Annotated in this window: 21 protein-coding genes; 15 read left to right on the top strand and 6 right to left on the bottom strand. The window is 59.0% G+C overall.

Annotation, left to right across the window (positions count from 1 at the left end; genetic code table 11):
- Positions 1-44: 44 nt before the first annotated feature.
- Positions 45-1,058, top strand: coding sequence for a ligase-associated DNA damage response exonuclease (locus tag GF108_RS19350; RefSeq protein ID WP_153669995.1), 1,014 nt, complete (start codon positions 45-47; stop codon positions 1,056-1,058).
- The gene (locus GF108_RS19345; protein ID WP_153669994.1) at positions 1,058-2,683 is read left to right on the top strand and encodes a cisplatin damage response ATP-dependent DNA ligase; all 1,626 of its coding nucleotides are present in this window, start codon (positions 1,058-1,060) and stop codon (positions 2,681-2,683) included. The genes GF108_RS19350 and GF108_RS19345 overlap by 1 nt, the downstream gene beginning before the upstream one ends.
- 4 nt (positions 2,684-2,687) lie before the next feature.
- Here GF108_RS19345 and GF108_RS19340 read toward each other — a convergent pair whose 3' ends face one another.
- Both GF108_RS19340 and GF108_RS19335 read right to left on the bottom strand, forming a co-directional pair.
- Entirely contained in the window at positions 2,688-3,482 is a 795-nt protein-coding gene (locus tag GF108_RS19340) for a DUF1295 domain-containing protein (RefSeq protein WP_153669993.1), read from the bottom strand.
- Between the two features lie 143 nt (positions 3,483-3,625).
- A complete protein-coding gene (locus GF108_RS19335; RefSeq protein WP_153669992.1) occupies positions 3,626-4,810 on the bottom strand; it encodes a TIGR02281 family clan AA aspartic protease in 1,185 nt (394 codons plus the stop codon).
- Between the two features lie 387 nt (positions 4,811-5,197).
- Here GF108_RS19335 and GF108_RS19330 point away from each other — a divergent pair, with 387 nt between their 5' ends.
- The 6 genes from GF108_RS19330 (at position 5,198) to GF108_RS19305 (ending at position 11,392) form a co-directional block, all read left to right on the top strand.
- A complete protein-coding gene (locus tag GF108_RS19330) occupies positions 5,198-6,793 on the top strand; it encodes a peptide ABC transporter substrate-binding protein (RefSeq protein WP_027232278.1) in 1,596 nt (531 codons plus the stop codon).
- A gap of 226 nt (positions 6,794-7,019) precedes the next feature.
- Complete coding sequence (oppB, locus tag GF108_RS19325) at positions 7,020-7,943, top strand: oligopeptide ABC transporter permease OppB (protein WP_027232277.1); 924 nt, start codon at positions 7,020-7,022, stop codon at positions 7,941-7,943.
- The gene (locus tag GF108_RS19320; RefSeq protein WP_153669991.1) at positions 7,936-9,075 is read left to right on the top strand and encodes an ABC transporter permease subunit; all 1,140 of its coding nucleotides are present in this window, start codon (positions 7,936-7,938) and stop codon (positions 9,073-9,075) included. The genes oppB and GF108_RS19320 overlap by 8 nt, the downstream gene beginning before the upstream one ends.
- Before the next feature lies 1 nt (position 9,076).
- Positions 9,077-10,681 (top strand): ABC transporter ATP-binding protein, encoded by a 1,605-nt coding sequence (locus tag GF108_RS19315; RefSeq protein WP_153669990.1) that lies wholly within the window; start codon positions 9,077-9,079, stop codon positions 10,679-10,681.
- 76 nt (positions 10,682-10,757) lie between these two features.
- Positions 10,758-10,997, top strand: coding sequence for a type II toxin-antitoxin system VapB family antitoxin (locus GF108_RS19310; RefSeq protein ID WP_153669989.1), 240 nt, complete (start codon positions 10,758-10,760; stop codon positions 10,995-10,997).
- Positions 10,994-11,392 (top strand): type II toxin-antitoxin system VapC family toxin, encoded by a 399-nt coding sequence (locus GF108_RS19305; protein WP_153669988.1) that lies wholly within the window; start codon positions 10,994-10,996, stop codon positions 11,390-11,392. Before GF108_RS19310 ends, GF108_RS19305 begins: the two co-directional genes overlap by 4 nt.
- Before the next feature lie 9 nt (positions 11,393-11,401).
- Here GF108_RS19305 and GF108_RS19300 read toward each other — a convergent pair whose 3' ends face one another.
- The 3 genes from GF108_RS19300 to GF108_RS19290 are packed head-to-tail and all read right to left on the bottom strand — an operon-like array spanning position 11,402 to position 13,975.
- On the bottom strand, positions 11,402-12,337 hold the full coding sequence (locus GF108_RS19300) for a carbohydrate kinase (RefSeq protein ID WP_153669987.1): 936 nt from the start codon (positions 12,335-12,337) through the stop codon (positions 11,402-11,404).
- A complete protein-coding gene (locus tag GF108_RS19295; RefSeq protein ID WP_153669986.1) occupies positions 12,334-12,777 on the bottom strand; it encodes an RbsD/FucU family protein in 444 nt (147 codons plus the stop codon). The genes GF108_RS19300 and GF108_RS19295 overlap by 4 nt, the downstream gene beginning before the upstream one ends.
- Position 12,778: 1 nt before the next feature.
- Positions 12,779-13,975 carry an ROK family transcriptional regulator gene (locus GF108_RS19290; protein WP_370462259.1) on the bottom strand — a complete coding sequence of 399 codons (1,197 nt, stop codon included), beginning with the start codon at positions 13,973-13,975 and terminating at the stop codon, positions 12,779-12,781.
- 251 nt (positions 13,976-14,226) lie between these two features.
- On the opposite strand from GF108_RS19290, the gene GF108_RS19285 reads away from it, so the two are divergent.
- The 7 genes from GF108_RS19285 to GF108_RS19255 all read left to right on the top strand — a co-directional run bounded on the left by GF108_RS19285 (position 14,227) and on the right by GF108_RS19255 (position 20,215).
- Positions 14,227-15,261: a sugar ABC transporter substrate-binding protein gene (locus GF108_RS19285; protein WP_036814663.1), complete on the top strand. Its 1,035-nt coding sequence runs from the start codon at positions 14,227-14,229 to the stop codon at positions 15,259-15,261.
- Between the two features lie 92 nt (positions 15,262-15,353).
- Complete coding sequence (locus GF108_RS19280) at positions 15,354-16,436, top strand: ABC transporter permease (RefSeq protein WP_027232270.1); 1,083 nt, start codon at positions 15,354-15,356, stop codon at positions 16,434-16,436.
- Positions 16,436-17,215, top strand: a complete 780-nt coding sequence (locus GF108_RS19275; RefSeq protein WP_027232269.1) for an ATP-binding cassette domain-containing protein — start codon at positions 16,436-16,438, stop codon at positions 17,213-17,215. The genes GF108_RS19280 and GF108_RS19275 overlap by 1 nt, the downstream gene beginning before the upstream one ends.
- Before the next feature lie 25 nt (positions 17,216-17,240).
- Positions 17,241-17,933, top strand: coding sequence for a D-lyxose/D-mannose family sugar isomerase (locus GF108_RS19270; protein WP_027232268.1), 693 nt, complete (start codon positions 17,241-17,243; stop codon positions 17,931-17,933).
- A 123-nt stretch (positions 17,934-18,056) separates the two neighbouring features.
- Complete coding sequence (locus GF108_RS19265) at positions 18,057-18,368, top strand: DUF3302 domain-containing protein (protein WP_370462258.1); 312 nt, start codon at positions 18,057-18,059, stop codon at positions 18,366-18,368.
- Positions 18,365-19,513, top strand: a complete 1,149-nt coding sequence (locus GF108_RS19260; protein ID WP_153669983.1) for an HlyD family secretion protein — start codon at positions 18,365-18,367, stop codon at positions 19,511-19,513. The genes GF108_RS19265 and GF108_RS19260 overlap by 4 nt, the downstream gene beginning before the upstream one ends.
- Before the next feature lie 78 nt (positions 19,514-19,591).
- A complete protein-coding gene (locus GF108_RS19255; RefSeq protein WP_153670283.1) occupies positions 19,592-20,215 on the top strand; it encodes a nucleoside triphosphate hydrolase in 624 nt (207 codons plus the stop codon).
- Positions 20,216-20,219: 4 nt separating this feature from the next.
- Here the strand turns inward: GF108_RS19255 and GF108_RS19250 are convergent, their stop codons facing one another.
- On the bottom strand, positions 20,220-21,020 hold the full coding sequence (locus GF108_RS19250; RefSeq protein WP_370462234.1) for an IclR family transcriptional regulator: 801 nt from the start codon (positions 21,018-21,020) through the stop codon (positions 20,220-20,222).
- Positions 21,021-21,033 lie beyond the last annotated feature (13 nt).

Below are 21,033 nucleotides of genomic sequence, written 5' to 3'. Positions count from 1 at the left end.
ACCCTCCCCACAAGGGGGAGGGAAACCATCGGCATCGTTGCGTCATGTTAACTCGCCCCGAAGCACTCCTTTGCTCAACCCCCGCCGGGCTCTACTCGCCCGCCGGTGATTTCTATATCGATCCGGTACGCCCAGTTGACCGCGCGTTGATTACTCACGGACATTCCGATCATGCCCGCTCTGGACATGCGAAGGTCATGGCCACAAGGCAGACGCTCGATATCATGGCCCTGCGCTACGGTGCGGGCTTCGCCGGCCAGACCCAGGCAGCAGAGCTTGGCCAGACCACGGAAATCAATGGCGTGTCCGTGAGTTTCCATCCGGCGGGGCATGTGCTTGGTTCCGCCCAGATTGCTGTTGAAAAGGAAGGAATGCGGATCGTTGCCTCGGGTGATTACAAGCGGCGTCCTGATCCGACCTGCCTCGGTTTCGAGCCAGTTGCATGCGATGTTTTCATCACCGAAGCAACCTTCGCTTTGCCGGTCTTTCGCCATCCATACAGTCGCGATGAGATCGCCAAGCTGTTGAAATCTGTCGAGCAGTTTCCCGAGCGTTCGCACCTCGTCGGTGCCTATGCGCTCGGCAAGGCGCAGCGGGTTATCCGTTTGCTCCGAGATGCTGGCTATGACCAGACGATCTACATTCATGGCGCGCTGGCAAAGCTGTGCGACTATTACCAGTCGCAGGGCATCCACCTCGGCAAGCTTGCGCCCGCGACGGTCGAGAACGGAAGTTCCGATTTTCGCGGAGCCATCATTGTCGGGCCGCCATCGGCGTTTCTCGACCGCTGGGCCCGCCGCTTTCCTGATCCGGTGTCATGCTTCGCCTCGGGCTGGATGCGCATCCGCCAGCGGGCGCGTCAGCAGGGCGTCGAACTGCCGATCATCCTTTCGGACCATTGCGACTGGGATGAGCTCACGCAGACCATCGGCGATCTCGGGCCGAAGCAGGTTTGGGTCACCCATGGCCGCGAGGAGGCGCTGGTGCGCTGGTGCGACCTCAACCATATCGCGGCGCGGCCGCTGCATCTCGTCGGCTATGAGGACGAGGGCGACTGATGGAAGAATTTGCAGAACTTCTCGACCGGCTTGTTCTTACCCCGGCACGCAACGGCAAGATCACCTTGCTGGTCGATTACTTCCGCGTGACGCCGGACCCCGATCGCGGCCTTGCGCTCGCGGCGATCACTGGCGATCTCGACATTGCCAACGTCAAGCCGGCGATGCTTCGCGCGCTGGTAAACGAGCGCATCGATGAGCAGCTCTTCGCCTATTCCTACGACTATGTCGGCGACCTTGCCGAGACCATTTCGCTTGTCTGGTCGGCGGATGAGGGGGTGCGCGCCAATGCGGCGCCTTCGCTTGGCGATGTCGTCGCATCTCTCGCTCGGGCATCGCGCAGCGACGCCCTCCGACTGGTCGAGCGCTGGCTCGATCAGCTCGACGCTTCGGCGCGCTATGCCCTGATCAAGCTCGCCACCGGCGGCCTGCGTATCGGCGTGTCCGCGCGCCTTGCCAAGCAAGCGCTGGCGCAGTTCGGCAATGTCGATGTCGTAGAGATCGAGGAGCTATGGCACGGCTTGAAGCCGCCCTATGAAGAGCTGTTCGCCTGGCTGGAAAATACCGCGGAGAAGCCGCAAAGTCTTGCCGCCGCTCCCTTCCGTCCGGTCATGCTCTCGACCCCGCTGGAGGAGCCAGACTATGCCCGCATCAATGCTGAAGACTATGCGGCGGAATGGAAATGGGACGGTATCCGTGTTCAGTTGACGGCGGAGGGCGGGCAAAGGCGCATCTACTCGCGCACGGGGGACGATATTTCCCATGCCTTCCCGGATATCGCCGATGCCATGGATTTCGAAGGCACGCTCGACGGCGAACTTCTCGTCGGTCGCAGTGCCGAAGACGGTATCGAGATTGGTGCATTTGGCGACCTGCAGCAAAGGCTGAACCGCAAGGCGGTCTCGGTCAGGCAACTTGAAACGCATCCGGCCTTCGTGCGGGTCTATGATATTCTTTTCGACGGACCTGATGATGTCCGCGCTTTGCCCTTTGCCGAGCGCCGGGCACGCCTCGAGACGTTCGTCCAGAAACTCGACACAACGCGCTTCGATCTATCACCCCTCGTTCCATTTGCTGGTTTTGAAGATCTTGTCGAACTGCGGCGCAACCCGCCACATCCGATCATCGAAGGACTTATGCTCAAGCAGCGCACGTCATCCTATGTTCCCGGCAGGCCGAAGGGGCCGTGGTTCAAATGGAAGCGCGACCCGTTCATCATCGACGCTGTGCTCGTTTACGCGCAGCGCGGCCATGGCAAGCGCTCGAGCTATTATTCAGACTATACTTTTGCGGTCTGGACGGGTCCGGAGACGGAGCCGCATCTCGTGCCTGTCGGCAAGGCCTATTTCGGTTTCACCGACGAGGAATTGAAACGGCTCGACGCCTATGTGCGCAACAACACCACCGAACGCTTCGGCCCGGTGAGATCGGTGCGGGCCGAGCCCGAACATGGACTCGTGCTTGAAGTCGCCTTCGAGGGGCTCAATCGTTCGAAGCGCCACAAGTCCGGCGTCGCCATGCGGTTTCCGCGTATCTCCCGCCTGCGCTGGGACAAACCGCCCATCGAGGCGGATCGGCTCGAAACCCTCGAAGCCTTGCTGCGCGATACCGAGGCGGTCGACTGAGTGGTCAACGCGGCGGGCGCGGGAAGAAAATGCTGGTGCGCCGTTGATAGTCGCGAAAGGCACTGCCCCGTGTTGCAAGCATGTGCTGCTCGAGTGGCGGAACCCCGGAAACATGGCGCAGAAGCACATACATCAGGACGGGCGCGACCAACGTCAGCCAGCCATGGGCATAGTCGCCGTCGAAATCGGCGCCGATAAAGACATAGGAAGTCCATCCAAGCCACTCGAAGAAATAGTTGGGATGGCGTGACCATGACCAAAGACCGACATTGCAGACCTTGCCGTAGTTAGCGGGATCGCTGGCAAACTTTCTTAGCTGCCAATCGGCGACCGCCTCGCCGAGGAGCGCAACAAGCATGATCAGCGCGCCGAGATAATCCGGAAATTCGAGTTCGGCATCGGGACGTGATGCTGCTACGTAGACGCAGATTACCAGCATCGCCCCGGCGAACGCCTGGCTTTGCAGGAAGAAGAACATGCGCGAGGCGGCATTGGGTCCCCATTCGTGCCGCAGCCTGGCATAGCGGGGATCGTCGCCATTCTTCAACGTCCGGACGAGAATGTGGCCGCCGAGCCGGAGTGACCAGATGAGGACGAGGGTAATGACCAGATATTTGCGGTCGGCAGAAACCATATCGCTTGAGACATAAACGGCGAGCGCCGCTATCGTTCCGACACCGAAGGACCAGAATACATCGGCCCATCCATCGTTGCCAGTTACCCGCTGCACCAGCCATGCCACCGCCATAACCGCCGAGAAGGCCATCGTCGCGATAACTAGAATGGCAACTGCCGACATTGGAACCACAACCCCTTTCCAACTTGCGCGTGAAGTGAAGCTCGCACTGGAAGGAGCGACTCACCGCTCATGAGTATACGTCACGCCGGACAATTCGGACTACCGGCCGCAAGCGACATGGCCGCTTTGTCTGGCCAGGGAAATCAGTCGCGCTGCTTCTTGCTCTCGATACGCCATTCCTTGGCGCCGAACGTTACGTCGAAGCGCGAAAGGAACGAGCGCCCGAGCAAGCCGTCGGTACCGTCGCCCAAGGCATGGTCGTCTGCATGAACAACAGCCGCTACATCGTCGGCCTCGACTTTTCCAAGCTTTACTTTGTCCAGCGAAGTGCGCTGCGCCATAGCGATCCCGTTCGCCGTTTGCAACCGGACCGTGTGATCGCGTCCAAGACGTATCTTGGCCCTTTCGGCAAACGACTTGGTCAGCGAGACTGAGCTTGCACCTGTGCCGACGACGAATGTTCCGGTCACGCCGTTTACACTGACCTGGGCGGTGATGACATCCTTGCCCTGTGTGGGAAATCGATCGCTGCCCGTGGCATAGCTTTCGGCACATTTGCCCTTGCGGCTATAGTCCTTGATGATCGATTGGGTGCGCGGAGTATCGTTTTCGGATGGATCGATGGAGATCCATGTCTGGATCGGCGTGATGGCCTGGCAATATTGACCGAGAGCAGCGTAGCTCAACGACAATCGACGAAAAACCGTGCTGTTGAGCGATTTCAGATCATCGGTCAGTCCAATGGTCGAGTCATACTCGTCTATGGCTTCCTGGTAGCGCTTGGCGTCCTCGAGAATTTGTGCCCGCATGAAATGGTTTTGGGCAAGGTCGGGCGACATAACGATGAGATCGTTCGACACCTTCAACGCCGCGTCGAGATCGCTCAAGCCGTACAATATGTCCGCGGCATTGTAGAGCGCGACGTCCGAGGGATTGCACTTGGCGGTAAACGCCAGAAAGACCTTCGCTGCCTCGCGGCGATAGCCTGCTTCGCGAAGGTCGTCCGTAAACTTGTAAGTGGCTTGCCAATCGCACGGTTCTCTTACGAGAATGGCGAGATTCCTGGCCATGGTACCGCTGCCCGCAACCTCGGCAGGCAAGGGCTGAATATCGAAGCGCGCGTAAAATTCCGGTGAAATCCCGTTCTGAGCTTGGCTTGCAACGCCCTTCGACGGACGACCATTCAAGAGGTCTTCGCCGAAAAAATAGAGCGCGATTCCACCGGCTGCGATGAGCAAGATGACGATGATAATGAAGCTGTATGCGCTCCAGAAGGTTTCGCGTGGCGGCATTCCGCCGTTCCTGTCGTTCCAATCGACGTTAAGCATTGGCCGCTTTCAAAATTCATTATGAAAAAGTCTTGAGTAACCCACTATGCAACAGGAGGTGGGAGCCATGAAATACGACCTAGTGCTACGAATTCATGCTATCACCTAGCCGATACCAGGGGTTTCGCGTCCGAAATTGAGTCCTAGAGGGCAGTTTTCCACATGATCCGCGGTTGTTTGGTCCCGAATCTGAATCTGCCGCATTTTCTCGATAAAACGGCGCCAAATGACCATCTGGTCCATATGGTGCAACAATTTTTTGACGTGCTCGTAAGCCCCGAGAGAACAAAATATTACGACTAAAGCATTACACCCTCCTTGCGTTTGGGAAAATTTTGTCATTTGTTCATGCCTTCGCAATTCTCTTAGAGGGGAAGGAAAAGAAAAATGACCTTTATGAAACTGAATATCCGCGCGGCAATGCTGCTTGGATCGCTGATGATGGCGGCAAGCCCGGCGCTGGCTGAAGCTGTGCTGCATCGCGGCAATAGCGGTGAGCCGCAGACCCTCGATCAGTCACAGACTTCCATCGATATCGAAGCCTTCATTCTGAAGGATCTTTACGAGGGCCTGACGATCTATGACGCCAATGGCAAGATCGTTCCGGGCGTAGCCGAAAGCTGGACTGTATCCGACGACGGTCTCGTCTATACGTTCAAGCTGCGTGAAAACGCCAAGTGGTCCGATGGTTCGCCGGTCGTTGCTGAAGATTTCATCTTCTCGATGCAGCGCGAGGAAGATCCGAAGACGGCTGCCGGCTATGCCAACATTCTTTATCCGATCAAGAATGCCGAAGCGATCAACAAGGGCAAGATGCCGGTGGACCAGCTCGGCATGAAAGCCGTCAACGACAAGACGCTTGAAATCACGCTCGAGCGCCCGACGCCGTTCTTTATCGAACTTCTGTCGCACCAGTCCGCGCTGCCAGTCAACAAGGCGAGCTTCGAGAAGAACGGCGCTGAATTCGTCAAGCCAGGCAAGCTGGTCGGCAATGGCGCCTTCAAGCTTGTGGAGCACGTTCCGAATGACCACCTCACGGTCGTGAAGAACGAAAACTACTGGGACGCTGCCAACGTAAAGCTCGATAAGGTCATCTTCTACCCGCTCGAAGACCAGGCCGCTGGCCTGCGCCGCTACGAGGCCGGCGAACTCGATCTCGTCTATAATTTCTCCTCCGACCAGATCAAGCGCCTGCGCGACGCCAATCCGAAGCAGGTTCATGTGACGCCTGCCGCCGCGACCTATTATTATCCGTTCGACACGCGTACCGAACCCTTCAACGACGCCCGCGTGCGACGTGCCTTGTCGATGGCGGTTGACCGCGACTTCCTCGCCAAGGACATTTACGACGGCACGAAACTTCCGGTCTATTCGCTGGTGCCTCCAGGCCTTGAAAATTATGGCGAGCCGTCCAAGGCCGATTTCGCCGGAATGTCGCAGCTCGACCGCGAAGACAAGGCTATCGAGTTGATGAAGGAAGCCGGATATGGCGAGGGCGGCAAGCCGCTCAACATCGAAATCCGCTACAACACGAACCCGAACCACCAGAAGGTTGCGACAGCCGTCGCCGACATGTGGAAGAAGACCTTCGGCGCCAATGTAACGCTGATGAATCTTGATATTTCGTCGCACTACGCCTACCTGCAGGAAGGCGGCAAGTTCAACGTTGCGCGCGCCGGCTGGACCGCCGACTATGCCGACGCCGAGAACTTCCTCAATCTGAACGTCAGCACCAACAAGACCTTCAATTACGGGCACTATGAGAACCCGGAATTCGATGCGCTGATGAAGAAGTCCTATGAGGAGCGCGACCCCGCGGCCCGCTCCAAGATCCTGCATGAGGCCGAGGCGCTGATCATGAAGGATCAGCCCATCGCCCCCTTGATGAACGATGCCAATCTCTGGCTCGTCTCCGACAAGGTGAAGGGTTGGGGTGACAACGCCAATAATGAACATCTGAGCAAGTATCTGAGCGTCGAATAGCATCGTGGGCGCAACCCGGTTTTTCCCGGGTTGCGCCGTTCGTTTGCCCGGCTCGCAATGCGGCACGTTCCGACAGAACAACAGTTCAAGAGCGCCAAACCGGTGATCCTCATGGGTCGGCCGGGCGGAACCATTTGCGCCGTGCAACGGGATGATGCAGTCTTCAAGTTGAGAGAAACACAACCTCATTCTTGAACTGTTCCGACAAGAAGAAGAGACTAGTTCGATGTTTCATTTCGTCCTTCGCCGACTGGCGAGCGCCGTGCCGACGCTGTTTATTGTCGTCACGATTTCCTTTTTTCTCATGCGCTTTGCGCCAGGCGGACCATTCAACCTGGAACGACCTTTGCCGCCGGCCACGATGGAAAACCTGATGCGGGCCTACCACCTCGATCAGCCGCTATGGAACCAATATCTCCAGTACCTGAAGAACGCGGTTACCGGCGATTTCGGGCCGAGCTACATCTACAAGGACAACACCATTGCCGAGCTCATTGGCAAAGGTCTTCCTTACTCGGTCCAGCTCGGTACCTACGCCTTGCTGTTTGCCTTGATCGGCGGTGTGCTGATCGGAACGATCGCGGCGCTCAGGCAGAACAGTTTTATCGACTTCCTCGTCATGTCCGTGGCAACGACCGGTGTCACCGTGCCAAATTTTGTCGTCGGCCCGATCATGACACTGATCTTTGCCCTCATGCTTGCCTGGGTTCCGGCCGGCGGCTGGGGCGACGGATCGCTTAAATTCCTCATCCTCCCAGTGATCACGCTGGGCCTGCCCCAGCTCGCGGTGTTTGCTCGCCTTACGCGCGGGTCGATGATCGAGGCGCTCCATGCGGATCACATCCGCACCGCGCGCGCCTACGGCCTGCCTGCGAAGGTGGTGGTCGTAACCCACGCTATGCGCGGCGCGCTCCTGCCGGTCGTTTCCTATCTCGCGCCTTGCGCCGCCGCCTTGCTGACTGGCTCGGCGGTCGTCGAGTCCATCTTCACAATTCCCGGCGTCGGTCGCTATTTCGTTCTGGGCGCAATCAATCGCGACTATACGCTAGTGATGGGAACGGTCGTACTCGTCGCCATTTTCGTCATTGTTTTCAATCTTGTGGTCGATATTCTCTACGGCCTTCTTGATCCGAGGGTTCGTCATGACTGATCTGATCGATGTTCCCATCAGCGTCATTCCTCCAGAGGAATCCAAGGGTCGCAGCCTGTTCCAACTTGCGGTCATGCGCTTTCGCCGCAACTACGCGGCGATGGCCGGCTGCGTCATGCTTGCGCTTATCACGATCTTTTCCTTTGTCGGTCCCTACTTCCTGAGCCACACCTATGACCAGGTGTTTCCGTCCTACGTAAACATGGGTCCGAGCCTCGAGGCCTATCCGAAGGCCGATACCCTCAACGACGTGATGAAGGGCGTAGCTAGCCGGGCTCGCGTCGAGCTCAACGAGTTTGCCGTGGATGGTAACAACTTCACCGCGAGCGTCAGCTCCGAGCAGCCGATCGATCCCCGCGTAACGCGCTATTTCGACCGGGCCAACGAGTTTGAAAACACCAAGGTCACGGCCACGGAAAATGACGGCAAGACCCTGAAGCTCGCGGGCGAGGTCAAGCGCGAGTACTTCCTTTTCGGCACGGACGACAATGGCCGCGATCTCATGGCGCGCGTCATGCTAGGCGGACAAATCTCGCTCGCCGTTGGTTTGCTTGCCAGCCTGGTTTCCCTGGTTGTCGGCGTCGTCTACGGCGCCATCTCCGGTTATATCGGCGGGCGTCTCGACAATGTCATGATGCGTCTTGTCGAGATTCTCTATTCGCTGCCCTTCGTCTTTCTCGTCGTCGTGCTTGTCGTTTTCTTCGGACGCAGCTTCATCCTGATATTCCTGGTGATCGGCGCGGTGGAATGGCTCGACATGGCCCGTATCGTGCGCGGCCAGACGCTCGCGCTGAAGCGCCGCGAATTCATCGGCGCTGCGCAAGCCCTGGGACTGACCGATTGGCAGATCATTCGCCGCCACATCATTCCCAACACGATCGGTCCGGTCATCGTTTTCGTCACTGTGGTGGTGCCGAAGGTCATCCTGCTCGAAAGCTTCCTTTCCTTCCTCGGATTGGGCGTGCAGGAGCCGTTGACGAGTTGGGGCGCATTGATCTCGGCCGGCGCCAACAAGATGCAGTCTTCACCGTGGTTCCTGATCTTCCCCGCGATTTTCTTTGTTCTGACGCTGTTCTCGCTCAACTTCATTGGCGACGGATTGCGCGATGCTCTCGACCCGAAGGACCGCTGATATGACGGACGCCAAAGAAAATATCTTGTCCGTACGCGGGCTGAAGGTCGACTTCACGACACCCGACGGCGACGTCAATGCTGTCAAGGGGATCGATCTCGACGTCAAAGCGGGCGAAACCCTTGCGGTCGTCGGTGAATCCGGCTCGGGCAAGAGCCAGACCATGATGGGCATCATGGGCCTCCTTGCCAGGAACGGCAGGGTAACGGGCTCAGCGAAATACCGCGGCAAGGAACTGGTCGGTCTGCCGCTTAAGCGCCTTAACGAGGTGCGCGGTTCGAAGATCACCATGATCTTTCAGGAGCCAATGACCTCGCTCGATCCGCTCTATACTGTGGGCCGCCAGATCGCCGAGCCGCTCGTCCACCACAAGGGAATGACCTTCAAGCAGGCAAAGGTGCGCGTCCTGGAGCTCTTGAAGCTCGTCGGCATCCCCGACCCAGAGCGGCGCATCAACAGCTATCCGCATGAAATGTCAGGCGGACAGCGCCAGCGCGTCATGATCGCCATGGCGCTTGCCAACGAACCGGATCTGCTCATCGCCGACGAACCCACCACGGCCCTCGATGTGACGATCCAGGCCCAAATCCTCGACTTGTTGCGATCCCTGCAAAAGCGTTTCGGCATGGCCATCGTGCTGATCACCCATGATCTCGGCATCGTCAAGCACTTCGCCGACCGCGTCGTCGTTATGCGCCGCGGCGATGTTGTCGAACGCGGCAGCATCAAGGATATCTTCGAAAATCCGCAGGAGGATTATACCAAGATGTTGCTTGCCGCAGAGCCGAGTGGAAGCAAGGAGCCGCCGGCCGACAATGCGCCAATCATCCTCGAGGGGCGCAATGTCGCGGTCGACTTCGCCATTGGCGGCGGATTCTTTACCAGCGCGAAGACCATGTTCCGCGCGGTAGACGGCGTGAGCGTCAGACTGAAAAAGGGCCAGACCATCGGGATTGTCGGCGAATCCGGCTCCGGCAAATCGACGCTCGGAAGGGCGCTGCTGCGGCTCCTGCCAAGCAGCGGCCAATATCATTTCGGCTCTAGGAATATCTCCAACTTCGACCGATCCGCCATGCGCCCGCTGCGGCGCGAATTGCAGCTGGTGTTCCAAGACCCATACGGTTCCCTGTCGCCGCGCCAGACCGTCGGTGAGATCATAACCGAGGGCCTGTTCATCCACGAGCCGCAATTATCACGCGCCGAGCGGGACAAAAGGGCAATTGCGGCGCTCAAGGAGGTCGGGCTCGATCCCGCAGCGCGCAATCGCTATCCCCACGAGTTTTCGGGCGGCCAGCGCCAGCGCATCGCCATCGCCCGCGCTGTGATCCTCAAGCCGAAGGTGGTCATACTCGACGAGCCGACGTCGGCGCTTGATCGTTCCGTGCAGGGACAGGTCATCGATCTTCTCCGTGACCTACAGGACAAGCACGACCTCTCCTATATCTTCATTAGCCATGATCTCGCAGTGATCAAGGCTATGTCCGACTACGTTATCGTCATGAAGAACGGCAAGATCGTCGAGGAAGGCGAGACCGATGATATTTTTGAAACGCCGACTCAGAACTATACGAAAACGCTGATGGCCGCCGCGTTCGATCTGGAGTGACGACGGCTTGCAAGCGAGCTGCGAAAGGACCATTTTATAGACGCGGGCGTATATCCGTATAGACGCGGGGTATAGAATGGCCTTTTCGGTAAAAGACAAAGCGACTGACGAAGCGGTGCGGCGGCTTGCCAAACTGAAGAAGACGAGTTTGACCGAAGCGATCCGCGAAGCGGTTGTGCACGAATATGAGCGGGTCAAACAGGAAGCTCCGATACACCAACGGCTCGACAAAATCTTCGCGGAATATCGCGGCTATCCCAAGACGGGTCTTGAGGCTGACAAGGCGTTCTTCGACGAACTATCGGGTGACGAATGATATTCATCGATGCGTCTGCCATCATTTCGATTGTGGACGGCGAAGATGATGCCATCGCGCTGGCGGCGAGATTGCCGGAGGCTTCGCCGACCTATATTTCTCCTGTAGTGCTATATGAGGCAGTTACCGGACTTGCCCGCAAGCGTGCTGCGCCGATTGAGGTGGCAGAACGCTCAATCGAAATTTTTATCGCGCAGACCAATGCCCAGATGATTGAGATCACCGCCGAGATTGGTCTCAACGCCATCGAGGCATTCAAAAAATTTGGTCGCGGGCGCCACAAGGCCGGCCTTAACATGGGTGACTGCTTTGCTTACGCCTGCGCTAAGGCGCACAATCTGCCTTTGTTGTTCAAGGGTAGCGATTTTCCTTATACGGATATCGAGTCGGCCTAGCGGACAGCGCTACACCAACTCCGATCGCCACGGCGGGTTGGCGCCCGCGCGCGATACCGTCACCGCCGCGGCTTTCACCCCCAGCGACAAGGCCTCGCGGACTTGGCCTTCAGTGAGGCGCGTGACCGCGTGCTTGGTCAAAAGGCCCGCGTCTTCGAGGGAAGCCAGGACACCGGCGGTAAAGGTATCGCCGGCGCCGACCGTATCGACGACGGGAACTTTCTGGGCCGAGACGTGCACTGTAAGGTTCGCCGTATAACCTGTGACACCGTCGGCGCCGTGGGTAACAAGGATTAGTTTCGGTCCGCTCTTATCGGCCGGCACGATCCAGCGCCGGGCGATCTCGTCCATCGATCCGCTCTCGCCAAACCAGCGCATGTCCTCATCGGAGATCTTGAGGATGTCGGTCATGGCGATCATGCGGCGCATACGGGCCATGTGCTTTTCCCGGTCGGGAATGAAGCCAGGGCGAATGTTGGGGTCAAGAATGGTCACACGCTTCTCATGCTCGCGTGCCATTAACGCTTCATAGGTCGATCCGCAGGGCTCCGGGATAAGGCTGATGGCGCCGAACTGGAGGGCGGTTACGTCGGCGCCCAGCTGTGGCAGATGTTCGACCGCAAGCGAACGTCCGGCGCTGTTCTCGTCATAGAACATGTAGCTTGCCTGACCGTCGGTCAAACGGACGAAAGCGAGGGTCGTCGGCTGCTCCGAAATATGGGCATAGGTGGTGCCGACCTTGTTGGCAGCGAGACTGTCGAGCAGCATCTGCCCGAAAAAATCCGACGAAATTCCGGAAAAGAACTCCGTTGCAATTCCGAGCCGGCCGAGCGCGATTGCCGTATTGAAAACAGCGCCGCCCACATAGGGTGCAAAGGCAGGCTCTCCAGCCTCGCTCTTGCGCTGCAACATGTCGATCAGGGCCTCGCCACAACACAAAATCATAGATCAATCTCTCTTGGATAAATGACACCCTTGCGGATGATAATATTGGCATAGAGCCGCGGTTCGCTTGTCGCAATGATCGTGTGCGCGGCCTTCACACGTCCATAGAAGGCATCGCCGGCCAGTGCAACAAGCTTGAAACCCTTGGCACGGCGGGTACAGACTTGCGCCATTTCTTCGTGTACCGGATCTGCGAGGGCGGGATCGCCTTTTACCGAAGCACGAAACAGCGCCTCCGCGACGAAATCGTCGACGGGCAAGACTTGCAGGATAGCGTCGAGGAGGGGAATGAGCGGCAGCCCGTCCGCACGAATAAGGCGCCTTGCGTGTTCCAGCGCCGGGTAATTGCCGTCGACAAGTGCGATCTCGTCGCCGTGGCCCATGGAGCGCAGGGTGAAAAGCAGTTCCGGCCCCAGCATCGGCGGGATTCCGATGAGCATGTCAGTCCACCTTCCTGTAGATCTTCTGCCCGATCAGGAAGCGGTCGGCGAGCGGAAGGCTGGCCGCGCCGATGGCGCGGGCGTGGATGCCGACGGTCCCTTCGAAAATCGCCGGCAGTTGCAGCCCTTCAAGATCGAAAGTCCCGACATGGAGGCGCACAGCGGCAACGATTCGCGCGCGCACGTCTTCAGGCATCCAGCCGTCGATGATCGCCGCCTCGAAATCGACCACGGATGAAGCGGCGACAACCGCCTGCGCGATCGCTTTGGCAGCCTGGTTGATCCATGCGTCGAGTTCGACACCCATCGGCCCCCAATCCTCGGGCGAAGCCCAAAGCGGGGAGGGGTCACGGCCGAGGCTCGCGACGACCTTCTCGAGTGCGGTGATCGAGGCCACATCGATGAGCTGGCGCGGCGCGCCGTCGGGTCCCGGTACCGGCATTGAGCCGAGCGCGCCTGCATTGCCGCTGCGCCCCGGATAGAGATTGCCGCTGATGACGATGCCGCCGCCGATGAACGAACCGATATAGAAGTAGACGAAATCGCTGATGTCCTTGGTCTTACCGAACACGAGTTCCGCGCCGCAGGCGGCCGTCATGTCGTTCTGCAGGTAAACGGGATAGGGACAGAGCGCTTCGATGCGCGCGCGGATATCGCAGTCTCGCCACTGGTCCATGACTTCCTGTGGACCTCCGAGCGTGTCGGCCCATTTCCAGAGTTCGAACGGAGCGGCGATGCCGATGCCGGCAATTCTGTCCCGCTGCCTCTTCGTCAGGCCCTTTGTCATATCGTCGATCGCCGTCTTGGCAAATGCGAAGATCGGTTCCGGGGCTGGGTAGTCGTAGGAAATATGCAGCAGCGAGCGGATGTTGCCGACAAAGTCGATCAAAACGAGATGCGCGCTACGCCGCCCGATCTTAAGTCCGAAGAAGAAGGCACCTTCCGGATTGAGCGACATCGGAATGAGCGGCTGGCCGATCCGTCCGCGCAGGGGCTCTTCGCGGGTCAGGAGTTCATCCGCTTCAAGCATACGCATGATGATTGAACTCGTTTGTGCCGAGAGGCCGGTCATCCGGGCAATCGCGGTTTTGGCAAGGCTGCCATGCTGGCGCAGCAACGACAGCACAACGCGCTCATTGTGCTCGCGCATCCCGCTTTGATTTGTGCCGTGGTGAAGCGGTGGCCTGGTTCCTCCCATGCCTGCCCGCTCAGTAGCTCGAATGCCCAATTGGGACTCCTCCCGATGTCTTCCGACAATGGAGGCACGAAGCCGGAGTGTCAATATTAAATCAGAGTGATTTATTAATGTTGACAGCCCGAGGCGAGTGGTATTTGCTAGGCGGAACACTTGGCCGGGAGGATAACTGTCCGAGGTGTTAGGAGTTGAACAAGGGACCGGCAGGGCGCCGGCCCATCGCGGACTGGCGCGATTTTTTGGGAGGAAGTGACATGCTCAGAAGCATTTATCTGAAATCAAGCGTTTTTGGTGCCGCCGCAGTGGCGATTACCGCTTTTGCTGCTCCGGCGCAGGCGGCGGATGTTGGCGCCTGCCTGATCACCAAGACGGACACCAATCCCTTCTTCGTCAAAATGAAGGAAGGCGCCGTCGCCAAAGCCAAGGAACTTGGCGTTAATCTGAAGACCTACGCCGGCAAGATCGACGGCGACAGCGAAAGCCAGGTCGCTGCAATCGAGACCTGTATCGCCGACGGCGCCAAGGGTATTCTGCTGACTGCGTCCGACACGGCCGGCATCGTTTCGTCCGTCAAGCAGGCGCGCGACGCCGGCCTTCTGGTCATCGCACTGGATACGCCGCTCGACCCTGCTGATGCCGCCGACGCAACCTTCGCCACCGACAACCTCCTCGCGGGCGAACTGATCGGCAAGTGGGCCGCCGGTACGCTCGGTGACAAGGCGAAGGACGCGAAGATTGCCTTCCTCGATCTGACGCCGTCGCAGCCAACGGTCGATGTCTTGCGCGATCAGGGCTTCATGAAGGGCTTCGGCATCGATGTTGTCGACATCAACAAGATCGGCGACGAAAAGGATCCGCGTATCGTCGGCCATGACGTCACCAACGGCAATGAAGAAGGCGGCCGCAAGGCGATGGAAAGCCTTCTGCAGAAAGACCCGAGCATCACCGTCGTCCATACGATCAATGAACCGGCAGCTGCCGGCGCCTATGAGGCCCTGAAGGCCGTCGGCAAGGAGAAAGACGTTCTCATCGTTTCCGTCGACGGCGGCTGCCCAGGCGTCAAGAACGTCGAGGCCGGCGTCATCGGCGCGACGTCACAGCAATATCCGCTGCTGATGGCATCGCTTGGCATCGAGGCGATCAAGAAATTTGCCGATACCGGCGAAAAGCCGAAGCCCACGGAAGGCAAGTCGTTCTTCGACACGGGCGTTGCTCTCGTTACCGACAAGCCGGTTCAGGGCCTCGAGTCCATTGATGTGAAGACCGGCATGGGCAAGTGCTGGGGCTGATCCAGGTTTGAGCCAGCAATAAAGCAAGCAGGGGAAGAGAGGAGGGTGTAACCTCCTCTCTCCGACTTCAGCGGTTCAGGGAGGGCCCAGCCATGACGGAAACCAACACCACATCTCAGACCGGGCAAGAGTTCGAGCGCGTGCTGTCGCAAAGTGCGACGACGGTCGCGAGCTTCGACCAACATGAGCGAAGCCCCCTCGAAAAGCTGCGGCACTTTCTGCACTCGAGTCCGGCCTCGGTACCCCTGATCGTTCTCGTCCTGTCACTGCTGATCTTCGCGGTCATCGTCGGGTCGCGATTTTTCACGCCCTTCGCGCTGTCGCTTATTCTTCAGCAGGTGGCCATTGTCGGTATCGTCGGCGCGGCGCAGACCTTGGTCGTGCTTACCGCTGGCATCGACCTTTCGGTCGGCGCAATCATGGTACTGACCTCCGTGGTCATGGGCCAGTTTACCTTTCGCTATGGAATGCCGGTTGAACTTGCGATCCTCTGCGGCGTTGCGCTCGGCGCATTGTGCGGCTTCATCAACGGTTTTCTTATCGCGACCGTGAAGCTGCCGCCTTTCATTGTCACCCTCGGCACCTGGCAGATTTTCCTCGCAACGACCTACATCTATTCCGCCAATGAGACGATCCGGGCCCAGGATATTGAGACAAACGCGCCCTTGCTCCAGTTCTTCGGTCAGAAGATCAATATTGGCGGGGCCACTTTCACCTATGGCGTCTTTGCCATGCTCATTCTGATTGCCGTCCTCTGGTATGTCCTCAACCATACGGCGTGGGGCCGCCACGTGTACGCCATCGGCGACGATCCCGAGGCGGCGAAGCTTTCCGGCGTCAGGACGAAGCGCGTCGTGATCACCGTCTACGTGCTTGCCGGTCTCATCTGTGCACTGGCCGGGTGGGCCTCCATCGGGCGCAACGGTTCGGTTTCGCCGCAGATCGGCCAGTTTGCCAACATCGAATCGATCACCGCCGTCGTGATTGGCGGTATGTCGCTCTTCGGGGGACGGGGCTCCATCCTCGGCATGCTATTCGGCGCGCTCATCGTCGGCGTGTTCTCGTTCGGAATGCGCATGTACGGCACTGACGTGCAATGGACGTACCTGATCATCGGCGTCCTGATCATCCTTGCCGTCGCAATCGATCAGTGGATCAGAAAGGTAGCAGGCTGATGCAAAGCGAACCCCTTCTAACCGCTCGTGGACTGGTAAAGCGTTACGGCCGGGTCACAGCCCTCGATTACGCGGATTTCGACCTCTATAAGGGCGAGGTGCTCGCGGTGATCGGCGACAATGGCGCTGGAAAATCCTCGCTCATCAAGGCGATTTCCGGCGCTATCCACCCCGATGACGGCGAGATCAAGCTGGACGGCAAGCCCATCCACTTCCGCTCCCCCATGGAAGCCCGCGACGCAGGCATCGAGACGGTGTATCAGAATCTTGCCCTGTCGCCGGCGCTTTCGATCGCCGACAACATGTTTCTCGGCCGGGAGATCCGCAAGCCCGGCATCATGGGCAAGTGGTTCCGCATGCTTGACCGCAAGGCCATGGAGAAGCGGGCGCGCGACAAGTTGACGGAGCTCGGCCTGATGACCATCCAGAACATCGGCCAAGCTGTGGAGACGCTTTCGGGCGGGCAGCGCCAGGGCGTTGCTGTCGCCCGTGCCGCGGCGTTTGGCTCCAAGGTGGTGATTATGGACGAACCCACGGCTGCCCTCGGCGTCAAGGAATCGCGGCGCGTGCTTGAACTCATCCAGGATGTGAAGAAACGCGGACTTCCGATCGTTCTGATTTCGCACAACATGCCGCACGTCTTCGAGGTGGCCGACAGAATTCATATCCATCGCCTCGGAAAACGTCTTTGCGTCATCAATCCGAAGGAATATACGATGTCCGACGCCGTCGCTTTCATGACTGGCGCAAAGAGCCCGCCGGCCGAACTGGTTGCGTAATTTACATGAAGGAAAAATTTGAAAAATGAAGCGTTCCGAAGTCAATGAAATCATCCGCGAGAGCGACAAGTTCATCCGCTCTTTCGGCTATGTCATGCCGCCCTTCGCTTATTGGTCACCGGAGGAATTGAAGGCGCGTACCGCCAGCGATTCAAAGGCCATTCTGCAGGCCCGCCTCGGTTGGGACATTACGGACTATGGCCAGGGCAAGTTCGATGAACTCGGCCTGTTTCTGTTCACGACCCGCAACGGCAACCAGGAAGACCTGAAGAAGGGCGGCGGCATGCTCTACGCGGAAAAGATCATGATCTCGCGCGAAAAGCAGCTGTCCCCGATGCACCGCCATATCGTCAAAGCGGAAGACATCATCAACCGCGGCGGCGGCACGCTTGTGCTCGAACTTTTCAATTCCAATGCCGACGGCAGTGTCGATGAGAAGACCGACGTCGAAGTCGCGACGGACGGACGTATCGTCAAGCTGAAAGCTGGCGGTTTGCTGAAGCTGCAGCCGGGTGAAAGCGTAACCCTGCTACCGGGCAACTGGCATGCATTCTGGGGCGAAGGCGGTGACGTGCTGATCGGCGAAGTGTCGACCGTCAACGACGATCTGACCGACAATATCTTTCGCGAGCCCATCGGCCGTTTCTCGTCGATCGACGAAGACGAAGCGCCGCTGCATCTCTTGGTTTCCGATTACGACAAGTGGCTCGCCGCCTGAGTTGATACCTTCCCCGCCGCTTTTTTGCGGCGGGGATTCGGTCCTTGTTACGGTTACGTACTTTTTAAACATACCAATCCGAGCTAATCGCTTCGCATTTGATATACCCATTGCGAGGTTGATATTGTGCTTGACTATGTTGCGCTCGCGCTTCTGTTTTTTCTGGCCGTTACTCTCGTCTACGGCATTATCGCGATCCACGATGTTCCCTATAAGATAGCCAAGGCGCGCGACCATCCGCACCAGGATGCGATTGAAGCTGCAGGTTGGGTCAGTCTCTTTACGCTGCACGCCATCTGGCCGTTCCTCTGGATCTGGGCGATGATGTACCGGCCCGACCGGGGATGGGGCATGGGCTCTGGCGGGTCGAAAGCGCTTGAAGACCGGATTGCCGCGCTGGAACGCTGGCAGGTTACCGGGCCCTCCGCGAAATGACCACGCTCCTTTGCCTCCTTTATGCGGCTCTCTGCATTGTCGCATTCCGGCTCCTGCGGCTGCCGGTCAATCAGTGGACACTGACGACGACCGTGCTCGGCGGCGTCGTTCTCATCGGCGGCATCGTCATCGCCATGAACTATAACCACCCGTTCACGACCGAGGCCCGGCTCTATTTTTATGCGACGCCCATCAGCCCGGCCGTCAACGGCCAGGTGGTCGACGTTCCCGTCGCACCCAATACCCATGTGAAGAAAGGCGACGTCCTGTTCCGGCTCGATCCGCGCCCCTTCGAATATGCGCTCGCCCACCGGAAAGCCGCTCTGGCCAAGGCACAGCAGGACGCGCTCGAACGCCAGGCGGCGCTTAAGGCTGCCAACGCAGCCGTCGATGGCGCGCGCGATTCACGCGACCGCGCCAAGGATGACTACGACCGGCGTGCGACGGCCAATGCGCATGCGGGCGGGAAGGGCGATGCGCCATTTTCTGAAGCTGAAGTGGTCAACCGGCGCGACCTCTATCTGGCGGCGGAAAGCGCGCTTGCGAGCGCCGCCGCGCAGGCCGATCAGGCACGCCTTGCCGCCAACGCGCAGATTGGTGGTGTCGATACGACGGTCGCACAGCTCGAGGCCGAGGTGGCGCGAGCGGAGTTCGATCTCGAGCAGAGCGTCTACCGCGCGCCAACGGATGGCTATGCGGCGCAGGTGTTCCTGCATCCGGGGATGATGGCCGTCTCCCTGCCGCTCCGTCCTGTCATGACGTTTGTGCACACAGACCGGCGCGTCTTTGCGGCAGCCTTCAATCAATTGTCGCTGCAACGGGTCGCGGCTGGCGACGAAGCAGAGATCTCCTTCGCAGCTGTTCCAGGCCAGGTCTTTCGAGGCACGGTAAAGACCGTGGTTGAAACCATGGCGACGGGACAGCTTGAACCCTCGGGTACGCTCCTTGCTCCCGACGACCGCCAAGCGCCTGGACGCATGATTACGGTGATCGATCTTGGCGAGGAGGTTGCCGCCTACAATCTGCCGGGTGGCGCCACGGCGGAGGTCGCTGTTTATACCAAAAGCATGGAGGCGCTCGCCATCATCCGCAGGATATTGCTCAGAATGCGTGCATGGGAAAACTATCTCGTCTTTGACCGCTAGTCCCAAGAAAATACTTCCTCCGCATCGTTGGGGACGGTAGAAGCGGTAGCGTAGAACATCGCAGAGTATCGCCCCATGATGATCACCGTCGAAGATCTCGTTCCCGAACTTCTTGCCCGGGCGGCAAGGACCGACCGTCTGATCGTCGCGATTGCGGGCGCGCCCGGCGCAGGTAAATCGACTGCTTCGGCGGCGCTTTGCGAAGCCATCAATGCCCGCGAACCCGGTGCCGCGATAGTCGTGCCGATGGATGGGTTTCACCTCGACAACGCCATTCTCGACGCCATGAACCTGCGCAAGCGCAAGGGTTCGCCGCCAACCTTCGATTGTGCCGGTTTTGAGGCGCTGCTGAAACGCCTGCGGCACATCGGCGATGACGTGGTCATCCCGCTATTCGACCGCAAGCTCGATCTGGCGCGGGCGGGTGCCGACATCGTGCGCGCCGGCCAGCGCATCCTGCTCGTCGAGGGCAACTACCTTCTCTTGGATCAGGCTCCATGGGATCGGCTCGCGCCGCTCTTCGACGTCACCGTCTTTCTCGAAGTCGATCGCCTCGAACTCGAAAACCGTCTCGTCCAGCGCTGGCTGGGCCTCGGCCACAATGTCGGCTCGGCCCAGCAACGGGCACTTTCCAACGACATGCCCAATGCCGAACTTGTTCTCGAAGAGTCGCGCGAGGCGGATTTTACCATCCGCAACTAGTCGCTCAGGCTGAACGGCGCGGCGAGAACTGGATCGCCATGTCGTGCATGATTGCTGCTGCTGCTGCGCGGGTGATCCCGGCCCAGGAGGAGAGGATTTCCGGCGTGATACGGTATGCGGGCCCCGTCACCGATACGCCAGCGATGAGCTTTTTGTCAGTCGACGAGACGGGTGCGGCCACGCAGCAAATCCCGAGTTCATGTTCCTCTCGATCATAGGCGTTGCCCGCAATGCGGATCGCGGAAATCTCGCTCAGCAGGCTCGGTACATCGGTAATCGTATGCGGTGTATAGCGAGTAAAATTAATTTTGCCGATACGGTCGTGCAGATCTTCATCGGCCATCGCCGACAGTGCGGCCTTGCCGACACCGGTGCACCAGGCTGGCGCCGTATTGCCGATGCGCGAGACGAGGCGGATATTTTGCCGGCTTTCGATCTTGTCGAGGTAGACGACCTCAGTGCCCTGCAAAACACCGAGATGCACGGTTTCGCCGGTGGCCTCGTGCAGTTTGCGGATATGCGGTTCGGCGATGGCGCGCAATTCATTGCTTGCCCATGCGCGGGATGCAAACTGCAGCAGCCGAAGGCCAAGGCCGTAGGACTGATCGCGATTGACTGTGAGCAGGCCCTCTTCAATAAGGTTTGAAATCTGCCGGTGGAGCGTGCCGCGCGGTTGACGGGTAAGACGCAGAACATCGGTAAATCGTAGCGGCTCGCTCGCGTTGGCGATTATATCCAGTACGCTGACCGCCTTGCCGAGTGTGCCCGTATCTCTGGCGCTGGCAGTCGTTCGGCTCTTGCTCACTCGCGCTCTCCAT

Origin of the sequence: Phyllobacterium sp. SYP-B3895, from assembly GCF_009647635.1 — a bacterium.
In the GTDB taxonomy this organism is placed as follows: domain Bacteria; phylum Pseudomonadota; class Alphaproteobacteria; order Rhizobiales; family Rhizobiaceae; genus Phyllobacterium; species Phyllobacterium pellucidum.
This window is presented reverse-complemented; position numbering and strand designations above follow the sequence as displayed.

Excerpts from the sequence above, each read along its gene's own strand:
- GF108_RS19350 (WP_153669995.1), top strand. The coding sequence starts at position 45 with ATGTTAACTCGCCCCGAAGCACTCCTTTGCTCAACCCCCGCCGGGCTC.
- GF108_RS19345 (WP_153669994.1), top strand. The coding sequence starts at position 1,058 with ATGGAAGAATTTGCAGAACTTCTCGACCGGCTTGTTCTTACCCCGGCA.
- GF108_RS19340 (WP_153669993.1), bottom strand. The coding sequence starts at position 3,482 with ATGTCGGCAGTTGCCATTCTAGTTATCGCGACGATGGCCTTCTCGGCG.
- GF108_RS19335 (WP_153669992.1), bottom strand. The coding sequence starts at position 4,810 with ATGCTTAACGTCGATTGGAACGACAGGAACGGCGGAATGCCGCCACGC.
- GF108_RS19330 (WP_027232278.1), top strand. The coding sequence starts at position 5,198 with ATGACCTTTATGAAACTGAATATCCGCGCGGCAATGCTGCTTGGATCG.
- oppB (WP_027232277.1), top strand. The coding sequence starts at position 7,020 with ATGTTTCATTTCGTCCTTCGCCGACTGGCGAGCGCCGTGCCGACGCTG.
- GF108_RS19320 (WP_153669991.1), top strand. The coding sequence starts at position 7,936 with ATGACTGATCTGATCGATGTTCCCATCAGCGTCATTCCTCCAGAGGAA.
- GF108_RS19315 (WP_153669990.1), top strand. The coding sequence starts at position 9,077 with ATGACGGACGCCAAAGAAAATATCTTGTCCGTACGCGGGCTGAAGGTC.
- GF108_RS19310 (WP_153669989.1), top strand. The coding sequence starts at position 10,758 with ATGGCCTTTTCGGTAAAAGACAAAGCGACTGACGAAGCGGTGCGGCGG.
- GF108_RS19305 (WP_153669988.1), top strand. The coding sequence starts at position 10,994 with ATGATATTCATCGATGCGTCTGCCATCATTTCGATTGTGGACGGCGAA.
- GF108_RS19300 (WP_153669987.1), bottom strand. The coding sequence starts at position 12,337 with ATGATTTTGTGTTGTGGCGAGGCCCTGATCGACATGTTGCAGCGCAAG.
- GF108_RS19295 (WP_153669986.1), bottom strand. The coding sequence starts at position 12,777 with ATGCTCATCGGAATCCCGCCGATGCTGGGGCCGGAACTGCTTTTCACC.
- GF108_RS19290 (WP_370462259.1), bottom strand. The coding sequence starts at position 13,975 with ATGGGAGGAACCAGGCCACCGCTTCACCACGGCACAAATCAAAGCGGG.
- GF108_RS19285 (WP_036814663.1), top strand. The coding sequence starts at position 14,227 with ATGCTCAGAAGCATTTATCTGAAATCAAGCGTTTTTGGTGCCGCCGCA.
- GF108_RS19280 (WP_027232270.1), top strand. The coding sequence starts at position 15,354 with ATGACGGAAACCAACACCACATCTCAGACCGGGCAAGAGTTCGAGCGC.
- GF108_RS19275 (WP_027232269.1), top strand. The coding sequence starts at position 16,436 with ATGCAAAGCGAACCCCTTCTAACCGCTCGTGGACTGGTAAAGCGTTAC.
- GF108_RS19270 (WP_027232268.1), top strand. The coding sequence starts at position 17,241 with ATGAAGCGTTCCGAAGTCAATGAAATCATCCGCGAGAGCGACAAGTTC.
- GF108_RS19260 (WP_153669983.1), top strand. The coding sequence starts at position 18,365 with ATGACCACGCTCCTTTGCCTCCTTTATGCGGCTCTCTGCATTGTCGCA.
- GF108_RS19255 (WP_153670283.1), top strand. The coding sequence starts at position 19,592 with ATGATCACCGTCGAAGATCTCGTTCCCGAACTTCTTGCCCGGGCGGCA.